General features: G+C 64.2%; 12 protein-coding genes. 1 reads left to right on the top strand and 11 read right to left on the bottom strand.

Features of this window, described 5'->3' with window-relative positions; genetic code table 11:
• The 7 genes from CR105_RS22745 to CR105_RS22715 all read right to left on the bottom strand — a co-directional run.
• Window positions 1-1,049, bottom strand: a 1,049-nt coding sequence (locus CR105_RS22745; RefSeq protein ID WP_143752800.1) for a serine/threonine-protein kinase, incomplete at its 3' end; no start/stop codon positions are given.
• Window positions 1,046-3,343, bottom strand: a complete 2,298-nt coding sequence (locus CR105_RS22740; protein ID WP_099792490.1) for a CHAT domain-containing protein — start codon at window positions 3,341-3,343, stop codon at window positions 1,046-1,048. The genes CR105_RS22745 and CR105_RS22740, both read right to left, overlap by 4 nt.
• A 20-nt stretch (window positions 3,344-3,363) precedes the next feature.
• Complete coding sequence (locus tag CR105_RS22735) at window positions 3,364-4,590, bottom strand: hypothetical protein (RefSeq protein ID WP_131021796.1); 1,227 nt, start codon at window positions 4,588-4,590, stop codon at window positions 3,364-3,366.
• Between the two features lie 188 nt (window positions 4,591-4,778).
• Complete coding sequence (gene flhA, locus CR105_RS22730; protein ID WP_099792486.1) at window positions 4,779-6,893, bottom strand: flagellar biosynthesis protein FlhA; 2,115 nt, start codon at window positions 6,891-6,893, stop codon at window positions 4,779-4,781.
• Window positions 6,890-8,068, bottom strand: a complete 1,179-nt coding sequence (gene flhB, locus CR105_RS22725; RefSeq protein ID WP_099792484.1) for a flagellar biosynthesis protein FlhB — start codon at window positions 8,066-8,068, stop codon at window positions 6,890-6,892. Before flhB ends, flhA begins: the two co-directional genes overlap by 4 nt.
• A 134-nt stretch (window positions 8,069-8,202) precedes the next feature.
• Window positions 8,203-9,201 carry a fumarylacetoacetate hydrolase family protein gene (locus CR105_RS22720; protein ID WP_099792482.1) on the bottom strand — a complete coding sequence of 333 codons (999 nt, stop codon included), beginning with the start codon at window positions 9,199-9,201 and terminating at the stop codon, window positions 8,203-8,205.
• A complete protein-coding gene (locus CR105_RS22715; RefSeq protein ID WP_099792480.1) occupies window positions 9,198-9,908 on the bottom strand; it encodes a pseudouridine synthase in 711 nt (236 codons plus the stop codon). Before CR105_RS22715 ends, CR105_RS22720 begins: the two co-directional genes overlap by 4 nt.
• Before the next feature lie 239 nt (window positions 9,909-10,147).
• Between CR105_RS22715 and CR105_RS22710 the strand changes: the two genes are divergently transcribed.
• Window positions 10,148-10,504, top strand: a complete 357-nt coding sequence (locus CR105_RS22710; protein ID WP_099792478.1) for a hypothetical protein — start codon at window positions 10,148-10,150, stop codon at window positions 10,502-10,504.
• 227 nt (window positions 10,505-10,731) lie between these two features.
• Here CR105_RS22710 and CR105_RS22705 read toward each other — a convergent pair whose 3' ends face one another.
• The 4 genes from CR105_RS22705 to CR105_RS22690 all read right to left on the bottom strand — a co-directional run bounded on the left by CR105_RS22705 (window position 10,732) and on the right by CR105_RS22690 (window position 13,846).
• Window positions 10,732-11,688: a S49 family peptidase gene (locus tag CR105_RS22705; RefSeq protein ID WP_229414082.1), complete on the bottom strand. Its 957-nt coding sequence runs from the start codon at window positions 11,686-11,688 to the stop codon at window positions 10,732-10,734.
• A gap of 62 nt (window positions 11,689-11,750) precedes the next feature.
• On the bottom strand, window positions 11,751-12,140 hold the full coding sequence (locus CR105_RS22700; protein ID WP_099792474.1) for a Rieske (2Fe-2S) protein: 390 nt from the start codon (window positions 12,138-12,140) through the stop codon (window positions 11,751-11,753).
• Window positions 12,137-12,796: an HAD-IA family hydrolase gene (locus tag CR105_RS22695; protein ID WP_099792472.1), complete on the bottom strand. Its 660-nt coding sequence runs from the start codon at window positions 12,794-12,796 to the stop codon at window positions 12,137-12,139. Before CR105_RS22695 ends, CR105_RS22700 begins: the two co-directional genes overlap by 4 nt.
• Window positions 12,797-12,853: 57 nt before the next feature.
• Complete coding sequence (locus tag CR105_RS22690) at window positions 12,854-13,846, bottom strand: RluA family pseudouridine synthase (protein WP_229414079.1); 993 nt, start codon at window positions 13,844-13,846, stop codon at window positions 12,854-12,856.
• Between the last annotated feature and the right edge of the window lie 479 nt (window positions 13,847-14,325).

Here is a 14,325-nt window from a genome sequence, read left to right as displayed (position 1 = left end):
CCGGCGGCCAGCAACAGTGCCCCGGCCGCCGCGGCGCGCACAGCACTGCCGCCGGCGCGCGCGGGAACGGTGGCCGCGGCCGGCGGCGCAGGCGTCGGCCGTCTCGCGTCACCGGCGGGCGGCCGCATGACGGTGGCGTCGTCCTCGTGCTTGAGCGCAAACAGGCGCGCGCGCAACGCCGCCACATCCTGCGGGCGCTGCTCCGGCCGCACCGCCAAGCCGGCGTCGATCGCGGCGAGAAAGGCGGCCGAGTAGCGGCCGCGCGCGCTGGTCGACAGCGGCACCAGCTCGTCGCTCATCATGCGGCCCACCGACGCTGCCGGCGCGTGCCCGACTATGGCCATGTGCAACACGGCGCACAGCGCATACACATCGGTCCAGGCGCCCTGCTGCATGCTGGCCTCTTCGGCATACTGCTCGACCGGCGCGTAGCCCGGTTTCAGGATCACCGTCAGCGCCTGCGGGGTGTCGCCGATGACGCGCCGCGCGGCGCCGAAGTCGAGCAGCACCGGCTGCTGCTGTTCGCCCAACAGCAAGATGTTGTCGGGCGCGATGTCGCGGTGATAGCAATGGCTGGCGTGGATCAGCGCGAGGGCGTCGAGCAGCGGGCCGAGCAGGCGCTTCAGCCATGCCTCGCCCGGCGCCTGCGGCTGCGCCTTCAGCCACGCCTTCAGCGTCGGCCCCTCATAAAACGGCATCACCATGTAGGCGGTACCGTTCTGCTCCCAGAAGCGGTAGACCTTGACCAGCGACGCGTGGTCGAACGAGGCCAGCAGTTGCGCCTCGTTGATGAAGCTGCGCAGCCCCAGGTCGAACGTCTCGCGGCGCGACTCGGAGCGCACGTCGACGACATTGCCGGCCTGGCGCACGGCGAGCGAGGCCGGCAGGTATTCCTTCAGCGCCACCGTGCGGCGCAGTTGCAGGTCGTGCGCCAGGTAGACGATGCCGAAGCCGCCCTCGCCGAGCACCCGTTCGATCTGGAACTCGTGCAGCCGGTAGCCGGCCGGCAGGGCCGCGCCGCCGTCGCCGATGCCGGCGGCAGCGCTCATTGCCCGTCGCCGGTCAGGTAGAACGCGGCCCAGTCGACCGGGTGCGGAAAACGCTTCCACATCGCCAGCTGGGCCTGGCGCAGCGCCTCCTTCTTGCTCTGCCCGGCGGCCAGGTTGCGGTAGAACTGCTGCATCAGTTCGCCGGTGGCGACGTCTTCCACTTCCCACATGCTGGCGACGATGTTGCTGCTGCCGGCATACAGGAAGCCGCGCGTCATGCCGATTAGGTCGTCACCGCTGAGCGCCTTCGCCAGCCCCGTCTCGCAGGCCGACAGCGTCACCAGGTCGGCGTTCAGCCGCAGGCCGTAGATTTCGCTGACGGTCAGCGAACCGTCGTTGCCGCCATCGGCCGCCAGCGCCAGGCGCGACTGCAGCGGCGCGTCGCCGACGAACTCGCCGTGCGCGGCGACATGCAGGTAGCGGTAGTTGCCGGCGCTGTGCTTGAACGCCGTTTCCGAAGCGGCCAGGCGGGTCAGGATCGTGCTGCCCGGGACCAGCCGGGCGATCATTTCCGCCTCTTTTTCCGAACTGGGCAAATCGAGTTGCCGGTTGCGCAGGTCCGGGTTGCCGAACACCAGCATCTGCGTGACGGCCGCGCCGCTGGGGCGGCGCAGGTACTGGTGCACACTGGCGCTGGGCAAATAGCGCAGGTTGTGGCTGGCGGCGAGATAGTTCTTGCCATCGTGCAGGGCGGCAAACGGCAGGTAGTGCAGGCTGCCGTGCGGGACGATGACCAGGTTGCGCCCGGCGATCAATGCCGCGACCGGCCCCAGCAGGCGCGTGTAGAGCGCCTGCGCCAGCGCCGCCGTGTTCGGCGCCATCGCTTCGATGGCGGCGCGCAAGGCCCGCACTTCGCCCTCGAGCGGCGCGGCCTCGAGCGTGGCCGAGACCACGCTCGCCGGCCCCACCCCGACCACCACCAGCTGGGCGCCGTTGACATAGTATTCGATCAGCACTTCGTCTTGGCGCAGGAAGCGGCGCACTTCCGGCAGCGACAGCGCGCCGACGCTGACCAGCGAAGCGAGCGCCGGATCGCGCTGCCTGAGCGCCTGCGCATGGCTGCGCAGCGCGCCGCGCCCTTCGGCCGGGCCGGCCGTGGCCATGTCCAGCGGCAGCTGCGCCAGCGCGGCGTCGGCGGCCGCTTCCAGTCCGGCCAGCAGCGCGCCGCTGGCGGCGTCCTGGCCCGTCAGCGCGACGCCGGCGCCTTTGCCGGCCAACAGGTCGATCAGCGCGCGCGACTTGGCGCGCTCCATGTAGTCGTACGCGCGCTCGGTCTCGCCGAGCGCCAGCGCGCAGGCGATGGCGCGGCCGTACAGGGCCTGCTTGTCGCCGACGAAACCGATCTTGCTCGCCTCGGTATTGATGCTGGCGCGCTGCTGCTCGACGACATCGATGGCGCGCCGGTACAGCGCCAGAGCGCCGGCACGGTCCTGCTCGCGCTCGGCGATGCGGCCCCGTTCGTTCAGCAGCAGCCAGTAGATTTCGCCGTTCTCGGCCACTTGCTTCAGCGCCAGCAGGCGCTCGAAGCCGGCCTTCGCTTCGGCGCTGCGGCCGCTCTCGAGCAGCGCCTTGTTGATCATGAAAGCGCGCGGCAGCTCCGCCCACACCCAGTTGTTGACGCCGGTGAGAAAGCCGCCGCTGACCAGCCGGTCGAGAAACACGTTGACCGCGAACATCTTGTCGCCGTCGAAGGCGGCCAGCACGCCGGCATAGTCGCCCAGCGCCATGCGCGCGCGCGCCAGCGCCATGCTCTTGGCGCCGGCATACGCGCCCATCATCCCGGTCCCCAGGCCTGCCAGCCGGTTGGCCAGCGCCGCGCCGCGCGCCGGCTCGCCGCCCAGCGTCAGCGCGATCGATTCGGCGGCGATGGCATTAAATACCATGTCGAGGTCGTCGCTCTGGTCGGCCGCCAGCCATTCGCCGGCGCGGCGCGCGGTGTCCGCGGCGGCGCCGTATTGACCCAGTTCGAGCTGGGCCTCGGAGCGCATCAGGCCCAACGCCGGCGTCGCATCGTCGAGCGCGAACAGGCGCGTACGCTTGTCGCCGCGCTGCAAAGCTAACGCCAGCTGGTCGAGGCAGGCCATCAGGCGCGCGTAACGCTTGGTCTTGGAATAGGCAAAACACAGCGCGTGGCGGTCGCGCGTATCGAGCGGTCCGGCCTTAAGCTGGGCTTCGAGCATCTGCTCGAGCTGGTCGTAGCGCCCGCTTGCGGCCAGCGCCACCTGGTCGGTGCCGCGGTCGGCCAGGGCCGGCGCGCAGAACAGCAAGCACAGCAACAGCGGCCATGCATGCATGGTCCGCCGCCCCGTTGCCATCAGAACCAGTAGCCGAAGTTGACGCTCAGGCCGCGCGTGTTCCTGCCGCGCAGGTAGCTCAGGCCGCCACGCACGAAGCTGCGCGCATTGGCCGCGTTGCGGTTGGTGCCGATCGTAAAGCCGATTTCCTGCGTGCTGTCGACGAACGGCTTGTCGCCGAGGTAACGCATATCGATCAGTGAGATTTCAGCCGCCATTTTTGGACCGAACATGGTGGTCGGCATGGACGCCATGATGCCGTTCCGCATCATCGTCAGGGCAATGTCCGGCGCAATCGAATAATCGCCGCTGGAGAATTTTCCGGTTTTGTAATAGCCGATCATGTTGCCGATGCCCAAGGTGTAGCCGTTCGTCGGCATCGCGTAGGTACTGGTGAGGCTGGCCGACATCACCGACGACAAGGTGGCGCGGTCCTTCGACGCGATGATGGCGTAGCGCGCGCCCGGGGTCAGCGTCCAGTTGTCGCTGAGCGGCAGCCGGTAGGCGACGCCGGCGCTGCCGTGCACGCTTTGCGCGCCGCCGATCGACACCAGCGTGATCGGCACGCTCAGCACCAGTTGCCGGCGCGGGTCGATATCGTTGCGCACCGTATACGACAGCGGCACGCTGGTGGTCTTGATGCGCTCGTCGCTGCCCGACACCGAGTAGCTTCCATAGTTCAGGCCGACGCCGACCAGGTTGTTGCTCGCACCCTGGCCGCTGGCGATCTTGCTCATCGTATCGAAACTACTGCCGAAGTCCTGCGCGCCGGCCATCGTGATCACGCCGCCGATGCCGGTAATCGGGCTGGTCGCCGAGTGCTGCGCCTGGTACTGCATGATGCGGGCGAGAATATTACTTTTCTTCACAAAATCCTCGAACTGGTCCTGCGATTCCGCGCGCGAGGCGCCGGTAAAGCTGCCGCTGTCGCCGAGTTCAATGAAGTTGTAGTTCAGCCTGGTCGAATTGGCGTCATAGCTCAGCACCATGCCGACGTCGGAAAATCTGGCCTGCACCAGTGCGCTCGAGACCGGCGTGTAGGCCGCATTGCTTGCGTTGAAGTTGTCGAGGGCATCGATGAAGGCGTCGGCCTTGGCGCTGCACACGGTCTTGCCGGCGACGCCATCGGTATCGGCGCGGAAAGCGAAGGAGCGCTGACAATCGAGCGGGGCGGCAGTCTGGGCGAAGACGGGCGCGGCGAACGCGGCGCCGGTGAGCAGCGCCAGCAGGCGGGGGGAAGTGTGCATGGACATTCCTTGTGAAGGAGCGCAGCGGAGGTAATGCAGTTTGGTAAATTTATGATAACTATATCGTTGACGGCTCGCAAACGATTATTGGTGATTCGTTGTATTTATGGCCTGCTAACTTGAGGTTTCAAAGCCGTTTATGCAGCACGGGTCCGGGCCGTTTGCCGGCTCGGATCCGTGCTGTAAAATTACCCCGGCGCGCCCACCAGGCTGGTGACCCGGATCGTCTTGGTCTCAGGAATCTCGCTATGCGACAGCACCTTCAGCTGCGGCAACGCGCGCCGCAGGAAGCGCGACAGCAGCGCCCGCAGCGGCCCCGGCACCAGCAGTACCGGCGTCAGCCCCATCTGCTCCTGCTGCGCCGCGGCCTGGCCGGCCTGCTGCGCGATCGTGTCGGCCAGCCCGGGCTCGATGCCGGAACCGTCGCCGCCCGCCCCCATCGCCTGCATCAGCAAGCGCTCGAGCCGGTTGTCCAGCGTCATCACCGACAGCTCGGTGGCGCCCGGGAACAGCTGCTGCACGATCGCCCGGCCCAGCGCGATGCGCACCAGCGCCGTCAGGTCGTTCGGATCCTGCGTGTGCATCGCATGCTCGGCCAGGGTCTCGATCACCGAATGCATGTCGCGGATGTGCACGCCCTCGATCAGCAGGTTCTGCAGCACCTTTTGCAAGGTCGACAGCGACACCACCTTCGGCACCAGGTCTTCGACCAGCTTTGGCGACTCCTTGGCGATATGGTCGAGCAGCGCCTGCACTTCGGCCCGTCCCAGCAGCTCGGAGGCGTGCGTCGTGATCAGGTGGTTCAGGTGGGTCGCCACCACGGTGCCGGCGTCGACCACGGTGTAGCCCATGCCCTGCGCTTCGTCGCGCAAGCTGGCGTCGATCCAGGTGGCAGGCAGCCCGAACGCCGGGTCCGTCGTTTCCAGCCCCGGCAAGGTGCCGCTGGCCATGCCCGGATTGATCGCCAGGAACTGCCCGTTGAGCGCCTCGCCGCTGCCCACTTCGACGCCCTTGAGCGTGATGCGGTAAGCCGATGGCTTGAGCTCGAGGTTGTCGCGGATGTGCACCGGCGGCGCCAGGAAGCCGACTTCCTGGGCGAACTTCTTGCGGATGCCCTTGATGCGCTTGAGCAGCTCGCCGCCCTGCGTCTTGTCGACCAGCGGAATCAGGCGGTAGCCCACTTCCAGCCCCAGCGTATCGACCGGCATGATGTCTTGCCAGGTCGCCTCTTCCTGCTCGGCGCCGGCGGCAGCGGCCGGCGCGCCAGCCGCGCCCGGTCCGCCGGCAGCCTCTTCCACTTTAGCCGGCTGCTGCAGGCGCTTGTTGGCCATGTAGGCGACACCGGCCAGCGAGGCGGCCAGCAGCAGGAACACCATGTTCGGCATGCCCGGAATCAAACCCATGCCGCCGATGATGCCGGCGGTGATGTACAGCACTTGCGGCTTGGCGAACAACTGGCCCACCAGCTGGGTGCCGATGTCCTGGTCGCTGGCCACGCGCGAGACGACGATACCGGCCGCGGTCGAAATGATCAGCGACGGAATCTGCGCCACCAGGCCGTCACCGATGGCGAGCAAGGTGTAGGTCTTGGCGGCGGCGGCGAACCCCATGTCGTGCTGCAGCATGCCGACCAGCAGGCCGCCGACGATGTTGATGACGGTAACCATGATGCCGGCCACCGCGTCGCCGCGCACGTACTTGCTGGCGCCGTCCATTGCGCCGTAGAACTCGGCTTCCTGGCCCACTTCGCTGCGGCGGCGGCGCGCTTCATCTTCGCCGATCAGGCCGGCGTTGAGGTCGGCGTCGATCGCCATCTGCTTGCCCGGCATGGCGTCGAGCGCGAAACGGGCGCCCACCTCGGCGATACGGCCGGCACCCTTGGTGACGACGGTAAAATTAATGATAGTCAAAATGATAAACACGACGATACCGACCGTGTAGTTGCCACCGATCAGGAAGTGGCCGAACGCTTCGATCACCTTGCCGGCCGCGGCGCCGCCGGTGTGGCCTTCGGTCAGCACGATACGGGTCGAGGCCACGTTGAGCGACAGGCGCAGCATCGTCGACACCAGCAAGATGGTAGGAAAGGCCATGAAGTCGAGCGGCTTGACCGTGTACAGGCTGGTCAGCAAAACGATCACCGACAGCGCGATGTTAAAGCTGAAGAACACGTCGAGAATGAAGGCCGGCAGCGGCAGCACCATCATTGCCAGCAGCAAGATGATGATCATTGGCGCCGCCAGCGCGGAGCCGCCCTTGCCGCTCAGTCCGCTCAGCCAGGATGGGAGAGTGATGCCGTTCATGGTGTTGCTCCGTTATTCGATGCAGGCTTTTTTTGCGATGCGGGGTTGTGCGGGTCCATCTCGGGCGGCACCGGCAGTCTGGTCGGACGGTCCGGATACTTGCCGCCGGCCTTGTTAAATGCGCGCAGCTGGAACACGTACGCCAGCACCTCGGCCACCGCCGAATACAGCGCCTCGGGAATCTCGTCGCCGATCTCGGTGTGCTGGTGCAGCGCACGGGCCAGTGCCGGCGCTTCCAGCAGCGCAACCTTGTTTTCCTTGGCCAGTTCGCGGATTTTCGCCGCCACTTCGTCGGCGCCCTTGGCGACGACCATTGGCGCCCCGCCCTGGCCGTCGGCATACTTCAGCGCGACGGCATAGTGGGTCGGGTTGGTGACGACCACGTCGGCCGTCGGCACCGCCGCCATCATGCGGCGCTGCGACATCTGACGCTGCATCTGGCGAACCTTGGCCTTCATTTCCGGATTGCCGTCCGATTCCTTCGATTCCTGGATCACTTCCTGGCGCGTCATCTTCAGCTTGTCGGCGTAATGCCAGATCTGGTAGGGACCGTCGATCGCGGCGACAAAGCCGAGGCCGCCGACGATGAACAGGAAGGCCCACATCAGCAAGTTGATCAGGTGCGCGCTGCCGGCGCTGACCGATTCGACCGCCAGGCCCATGACGGCATCCTTCTGGCTCATCACGACCAGGTAGGCGACGCTGCCGACGACGACGGTCTTGCCAACCGCCTTCAGCAGTTCGACCAGCGCGTTGACCGAGACCATGTTGCCAAGGCCCTTGATGGGGTTGAGCTTGCCGAAGTTGGGCAGGAAGGACTTCGAGCTGAACAGCCAGCCGCCGACCAGCAGTGGCGACGCCAGCGCGACGACCATGATGGCGATCGCCAGCGGCAGGCAGGCCATCATCACCGACACGATGTCGAAGCCGACGCGGCGGATCAGCACGTCGGCATTGAAGATTTGTTCGCGGTCGAGCGCCAGGCCCGACACCATGATGGCGTTCAGGCTGCGCACGACGCCGTCGCCGGTCATCCAGAGGCCGGCGCCGGCGGTCATCAATACTGTAAAGGTTGCAAGTTCGCGCGATCGGGGCACGTCGCCTTCTTCACGGGCCTGCTCCAACCGCTTGCTTGACGCCGGTTCGGTCTTTTCTGCGTCGCTGTCTTCTGACATGTCCACTCCGGTAACGCCCTGGCTGCATTGAGACGCGCGGCAACAGGAACGACAGGGGACATTATCGGCGGTATTGCTCTGAGGCTATCTTCTGAACAGGCGTGCAAAGCCGTGCTTACAATCGGGTTATTCGGCTAGCGCAGCTTTTTCGCCTCGGCCTGCTTGACGCTCTGGGCAATGGCGCCGAACACTGATTTTCCGGCGCCGTCGAGCATTTCGATCTTGATCGTGTCGCCAAACAGCATGAACGGCGTCGATGCGAGCCCATCGGCGACCATCTCCAGGCAGCGCTTCTCGGCGATGCAGGAATAGCCGCGCCCGGCATCCTTGTTTGACACCGTGCCGGAGCCGACGATGGTGCCGGCGCGCGCGTTGCGCGACTTGCACAGGTGAGCAATTAGTTGCGGGAAATTAAATACCATGTCTACGCCGGCATGCGGCTGGCCGACCAGCTTGCCGTTCCACGTCGAGCGCAGCGGCAGGTGCACCTTGCCCCCAAGCCAGGCGTCGCCCAGTTCGTCCGGCGTGACTGCCACCGGCGAGAAGCTCGTCGCCGGCTTCGACTGCAGGAAACCGAAACCCTTGGCCAGCTCGGCCGGGATCAAATTGCGCAGCGAGACATCGTTGGCCAGCATCAGCAAGCGGATCTGCTGGTGCGCCTGGTCCGGCGTCGAGCCCATCGGCACGTCACCGGTGATGACGGCGACTTCCGCTTCGAAATCGATGCCCCACTCCTCATGCGCCAGCACGATATCGTCCTGCGGGCCGAGAAAGTCATCGCTGCCGCCCTGGTACATCAGCGGGTCTTCCCAGAACGACTCCGGCATCTCGGCCTTGCGCGCCTTGCGCACCAGTTCGACGTGGTTGACGTAGGCCGAACCGTCGACCCACTGAAAGGCGCGCGGCAGCGGCGCCATGCACCTGGCCGGGTCGAAGTCGAAGCTGCGGCTACCACGCCCGCCATTGAGCTGCTGATACAGCTCGTTCAGTTGCGGCGCGATGAAGGCCCAGTCGTCGAGCGCCGCCTGCAGCGTCGGCGCGATGCCGTCGGCCAGGTGGGCGTGCTTCAGGTCGCGCGAAACGACGGCAAGCTGGCCGTCGCGGGTACCGTCGTTGAGGGTGGCGAGCTTCATGCCAGCAGGTCCAGCTGGGCCTGGTCGAGAAAGCACCATTCTCCTTCGGCCAGGCCGAGCGAGTCGAGCGTCAGGCTGCCGATGGCCGAGCGATGCAGCGCGAGGCAATGGTTGTCGGCCGCGGCCAGCATGCGCTTGACCTGGTGGTACTTGCCTTGCTCGAGCACGATTTCGAGCTGGTGCTCGCCGCGCTGGATGCAGGTCAGCGCCTTCAGCGGCGCAGGTTCGTCGTGCAGATTGACGCCTTCGAGCAATTTTTCCACCAGTTGCTGGGTGACCGGCTCTTGCGTGGTGGCCTGGTAAATCTTTGGCACATGGCGCTTCGGCGACGATTGTGCGTGGATAAACGGGCCATCGTCGGACATCAGCAGCATCCCGGTGGTGTCATGGTCGAGCCGGCCGACGGGCTGGACGTCGCGCCAGGTAAATTGTTCCGGAAGAAGGGTCAGCACGCCGGGATGGTGGCTGGGCTTGCGCGAACATTCAAAATTGGCCGGCTTGTGCAAGGCGATGTAGACATGCTCGCGATAGGTCCATTCCTCGCCAAAGACCGTCAATACCAGATTATCGGTGTCAAACGTAGTTTTGTAGTTCGTGTGCGGCGCGCTATTGACGCTCACTTCGCCGTCTTCGATCAGGGCGCGGCAGTATTTGCGCGTGCCGAAACCTTGCGATTGCAGGATGCGGTCCAGGGATAATTTGCTCATGGGCGAGACTTTACCAGAACAGCGGCAGCGCCGACAGCACTGCCATGCGGCCTGCTGCATCGGACGAAAGTTGCCAAGTGGACATTTGATTGCTGGCGAACGACACGTTTGACATAGATCAAGTGTTTCGGTTCCCTCGTTGGTACAGTGAAACCTCGTTAGGAATCGGCCTAACGGCTCCTACGAATCGTTACCTCGTCGGTAGGACAAAACGAAGACCCACCCAAGAAGAGGACAACATGACCAACGACAACCACTGCGGCCAGAGCGACCAGGACTTTCCAGGATCGCGGGCGCAGGCCCATTGCCAGCTTGCCCTCGAACAATCCGCTCGGTACGAGGCCCAACTGGCAATCGCGCGGTGGATGACGGCCAGCGCCGACGTGCCCGCCAGGGACGAGATCCCAGCGCCGGCGCTCGGCCGTGCGGCCTGGTTGGCCCAGGCCCAGACCAACTTCCAGCAGTGGCTTGGATGCGGTGGTTTCTCACAGTATGAGGTGGCGCCATCGGACATTTCCGCACTCCAGGTCGGAATCTACTTCCTAGCCGGCAAGCCGCCCGCCATCCCGGGCCTGTTCCGCAGCTGCGTTGATTGAATCGGACTAGCACAATAGGAAACGGCGGCATTGCGCCGCCGTTTCCAAGTCCCGCGAAGGAGACCGTTGCGAGAAAATTTAATTCTCTCCATACCGCACAAGCGTGCGGTCAGTAGTCCGGTTCGAATATATGAAAACTACGTGAACTTTTATATCAACCCCTTTGAATGCACTACGGGTTCAATATAGGACAAACCTGCCAACTTGCAAGGAGAAATTAACTCTCCTCAGCGCACCGCCGGCGTTGCCCCGCGATACAGCGACTTGACCGCACCGGCGCCGACCGACGCACCAAATTTCTTCAGCACCCGCTCCGGCAAGCCTTCGTGCGCCGTGTAGTCGACGATGTCATCGACCTTGACGATTTCGCGCGCGACACTGTCGACGCTGCCAAAGCCATCGGCCAGCCCCATCTCGACGGCGCGCGCGCCGCTCCAGAACAGGCCGGAGAACATGTCCGGTGTTTCCTTCAGGCGCTTGCCGCGCCCTGCCCGCACCACGCCAATGAATTGCTGGTGAATTTCGTTCAACATTGCCTGGGCATGCGCCTTGTGCTTGTCCGACTGCGGGCTGAACGGATCCATGAAATCCTTGTTCTCGCCGGCGGTCAGCAATCGCCGCTCGACGCCGGCCTTCTCCATCGTACCGGTAAAGCCGAAGCCATCCATCAGTACCCCGATCGAGCCGACGATGCTGGCCTTGTTGACAAAGATCTTGTCGGCCGACGCGGCGATGTAATACCCGCCGGACGCGCAGATTTCATCGACCACCACGTACACCGGCTTGGCCGGATAGCCCTTCCGCAAGCGCAGGATCTCATCGACGATCATGCCGGCCTGGACCGGACTGCCGCCCGGGCTGTTGATGCGCAGCACCACGGCGACCGAGCCAACGTCGCTGAACGCCTTGTTTAGCGATGGAATGACCGAGTTGGCCGAACCGCTGCCGTCGACGTCGATATTGCCGTCGATCTCGATCAGCGCCGTATGCTTGCCCAGCGCTTCGATATCCGAGCCGGTGCTGAAATCGAAAAAGGCCCACAAAGAAAAGAAGATCGCGCCCAATACCAGCAGTTTGAAGAAGATGCCCCAGCGGCGCGTCGTCCTCTGTTCCTTGACGGTGGCAAACAGCAGCTTTTCCAGCGTGTCGCGTTCCCAGTTGGCGTGGTTAAGCGGGGCGGCCATCACTGGCTTGTCCGTCGGGGTGCTGCCGATGTTATCGTTCATAGAATCGTGGTTATCGAAATTTAGATGGAAACTGGTGGCGCCTTGACGAATTCGTCTGGCTGCCAGTAAATCTTGTCGTGCTCTTCATGCACGGCGATCGGGCGCAAGCGGCCACCCTTGCAGGGGCCGCCGGCGCACTGTCCGGTCTGCGGGACGTAAATTGCCCCGTGGGTCGAGCACATCAGGTACAGGCCGCTGGACTCGAAGAACTCGCCCTGGTTCCAGTCGAGCTCGATCGGTACGTGGGCGCAACGGTTCAGGTAGCCGTACACCTTGCCGCCATAGCGAACCACGAAGCCGGTGCCGTCGTCGCCGAACGCGCTGACCGCAAAGCGCACGCCGCGCCCGCCTTCGACCACGGCGTCGGCGTCGCACACCAGCAACGCGGCTGCGGCCGGCTCACTCATCATGCGTTCTCGCCCAGCCATTGGTGCAGCTGGGTCACCGTCTGCGCCGAATACAGCGGCTTGCATGCTTGCAGCTGGTCGACCGGGTGCGCACCGTACTCGACTGCCACGGCGCCGGCGCCGGCGTTGTTCGCCATCAGCAGGTCGTGCGTGGTGTCGCCAATCATCACGGTGCGCTTCAGGTCCTGGCCCAGTTCGCGCGTCAGTTCCTGCAGCATGGCCGGATGCGGCTTCGAAAACGTCTCGTCGGCGCAGCGCGTGGCGTCGAACAGCGACAGCAGGCCGACCGCATTCAGCGCCCGGTTCAGACCGACGCGGCTCTTGCCGGTCGCCACCGCCAGGAAATAGCCTTCCTGCGACAGTTCGTTCAACATGGCGCTAACACCGTCGAACAGCACCAGTTCAGGGTCCTTCATCAGGAAATGGTAGCGATAGCGCTCGACCATCTTGGGATACCAGACCGGGTCGATGTTCGGCATCACCGCCTGCATCGCTTCGTGCAGGCCGAGGCCGATGACGTGCGACGCCTCCTCGTCCCGCGGGATCGGCAGGCCGAGGTCGCGCGCGGCCGACTGGATGCTCTTGACGATGGTCGATGTGCTGTCCATCAGGGTGCCGTCCCAGTCGAATACGATCAGGTCAAATTGCTTTCGTGCCATGTGTTCCGGCTGGCTTGTGGCCGCCGGCTCCTTCCAGGGGTAAGTGTTGTCGCGAGATTATCGCACTGCAATATTCTGCGGTTTCCCCAAGCTTACCAAGAAACGGTCGCATTCTGCCGGCAACGGGGCATTTATCGTCACCTGCTTGCCGCTGTCGGGATGGATGAAGGTGATCTGATGGGCGTGCAGGAACATGCGCTTGAGCGCGCCGCGCGTCTGATCCGCTTTCAGCAGCACCCGGTTGAGTGCGAAATCGCCGTACTTGTCGTCACCCAGGATAGGGAAGCCGGACGAAGCGAGATGAACGCGGATCTGGTGGGTGCGCCCGGTTTTCAGTTCCGCTTCCAGCAGGGCGAAATGCTCCCACTTGCGCAACAAGCTGAAGACGGTATGCGACTCCATCCCGCCGGCCTGCACGCAGACCCGCCGCTCGCCTTCGGCGGTGGTGTATTTGTGCAGCGGCAGCTTGATGTGCTGGCGCGCGTTCTTCCAGTCGCCGCCCACCGCGGTCAGGTAGCGCTTGTCGGTCACGCCGTCGCGCATCTGTTCGTGCAGGTTGGTCAGCGCCGAGCGCTTTTTCGCCAGCATCAGCACGCCCGACGTTTCGCGGTCGAGCCGGTGCACCAGTTCGAGGAACTTGGCGTCCGGGCGCGACGCGCGCAACTGCTCGATGACGCCGTACGACACGCCGGAGCCGCCATGCACCGCGGTGCCGCATGGCTTGTCGATCACCAGCAGGTGGGCATCTTCGAACAGGATGGTAAATTCGGCGCCCGGAACGACTGCCGTTGATTTTTCGGCCACCCGCACCGGCGGAATGCGTACCACATCGCCGTTCACCAGCCGGTATAACTGATCGATGCGGCCTTTATTGACGCGCACTTCGCCAGAACGCAAAATACGGTATATGTGACTCTTGGGGACGCCCTTGCACACGCGCAGCAGGTAGTTGTCGATGCGCTGGCCGGCTTCTTCTTCGGTAATTGTTACGAACTGGGCTTGCAGCGGTGTCGGTGAGGAAGGGGGAACACTCCCGGTTTGCATCTTCATTTGCTCTGTCTTCCCAGAAATTCTCTCTAAGTCCTTCATTTTGAATATATAATCGACAGGCGGCGGTCAAACCTCTGCTGGTGTAAGAATTAAAACGATATTTTACACAGGGGCGTGTCCATCGGCCTCGCCAAATTGCAAATTCGATGGAAAAACGTGTACGCACATCCCTGCGCGAATCAAGGTTGCACCGTTGTTGTAATCGGATTGCACGCAGGGCTGCAAGATTGGATAGTTTGGAATTGTAAGGATAAGTACCGGCAAGCTGTCTATTTGGCCAGCTCGCCGGTTGATGGCGTCGATAACGCTTGTCGTTTTCGCCCGACCCGATGTAAGCCTCATCCCGAAGGCTTGAGAATAATGGCGGATCCATTCGCCGGTGGTTCGAAGTCTTGGTATGTTCGCTGGCTACGGTTTGGCTCGTTGATCTGCTCACCGCCTGGCTGTCCCTGTGCCCCGGTTCGACCGGCAGCAAACAG

The sequence above is a fragment of the Massilia eurypsychrophila genome, from assembly GCF_002760655.1.
Lineage (GTDB): Bacteria > Pseudomonadota > Gammaproteobacteria > Burkholderiales > Burkholderiaceae_D > JAFCUW01.
The sequence above is the reverse complement of the archived record's forward strand: the minus strand, read 5'-3'. Positions and strand labels throughout refer to the sequence as shown.

Coding starts and splice junctions, on each gene's coding strand:
- CR105_RS22740 (WP_099792490.1), bottom strand. CDS start 3,343: ATGCATGCATGGCCGCTGTTGCTGTGCTTGCTGTTCTGCGCGCCGGCC.
- CR105_RS22735 (WP_131021796.1), bottom strand. CDS start 4,590: ATGCACACTTCCCCCCGCCTGCTGGCGCTGCTCACCGGCGCCGCGTTC.
- flhA (WP_099792486.1), bottom strand. CDS start 6,893: ATGAACGGCATCACTCTCCCATCCTGGCTGAGCGGACTGAGCGGCAAG.
- flhB (WP_099792484.1), bottom strand. CDS start 8,068: ATGTCAGAAGACAGCGACGCAGAAAAGACCGAACCGGCGTCAAGCAAG.
- CR105_RS22720 (WP_099792482.1), bottom strand. CDS start 9,201: ATGAAGCTCGCCACCCTCAACGACGGTACCCGCGACGGCCAGCTTGCC.
- CR105_RS22715 (WP_099792480.1), bottom strand. CDS start 9,908: ATGAGCAAATTATCCCTGGACCGCATCCTGCAATCGCAAGGTTTCGGC.
- CR105_RS22710 (WP_099792478.1), top strand. CDS start 10,148: ATGACCAACGACAACCACTGCGGCCAGAGCGACCAGGACTTTCCAGGA.
- CR105_RS22705 (WP_229414082.1), bottom strand. CDS start 11,688: ATGGCCGCCCCGCTTAACCACGCCAACTGGGAACGCGACACGCTGGAA.
- CR105_RS22700 (WP_099792474.1), bottom strand. CDS start 12,140: ATGATGAGTGAGCCGGCCGCAGCCGCGTTGCTGGTGTGCGACGCCGAC.
- CR105_RS22695 (WP_099792472.1), bottom strand. CDS start 12,796: ATGGCACGAAAGCAATTTGACCTGATCGTATTCGACTGGGACGGCACC.
- CR105_RS22690 (WP_229414079.1), bottom strand. CDS start 13,846: ATGAAGATGCAAACCGGGAGTGTTCCCCCTTCCTCACCGACACCGCTG.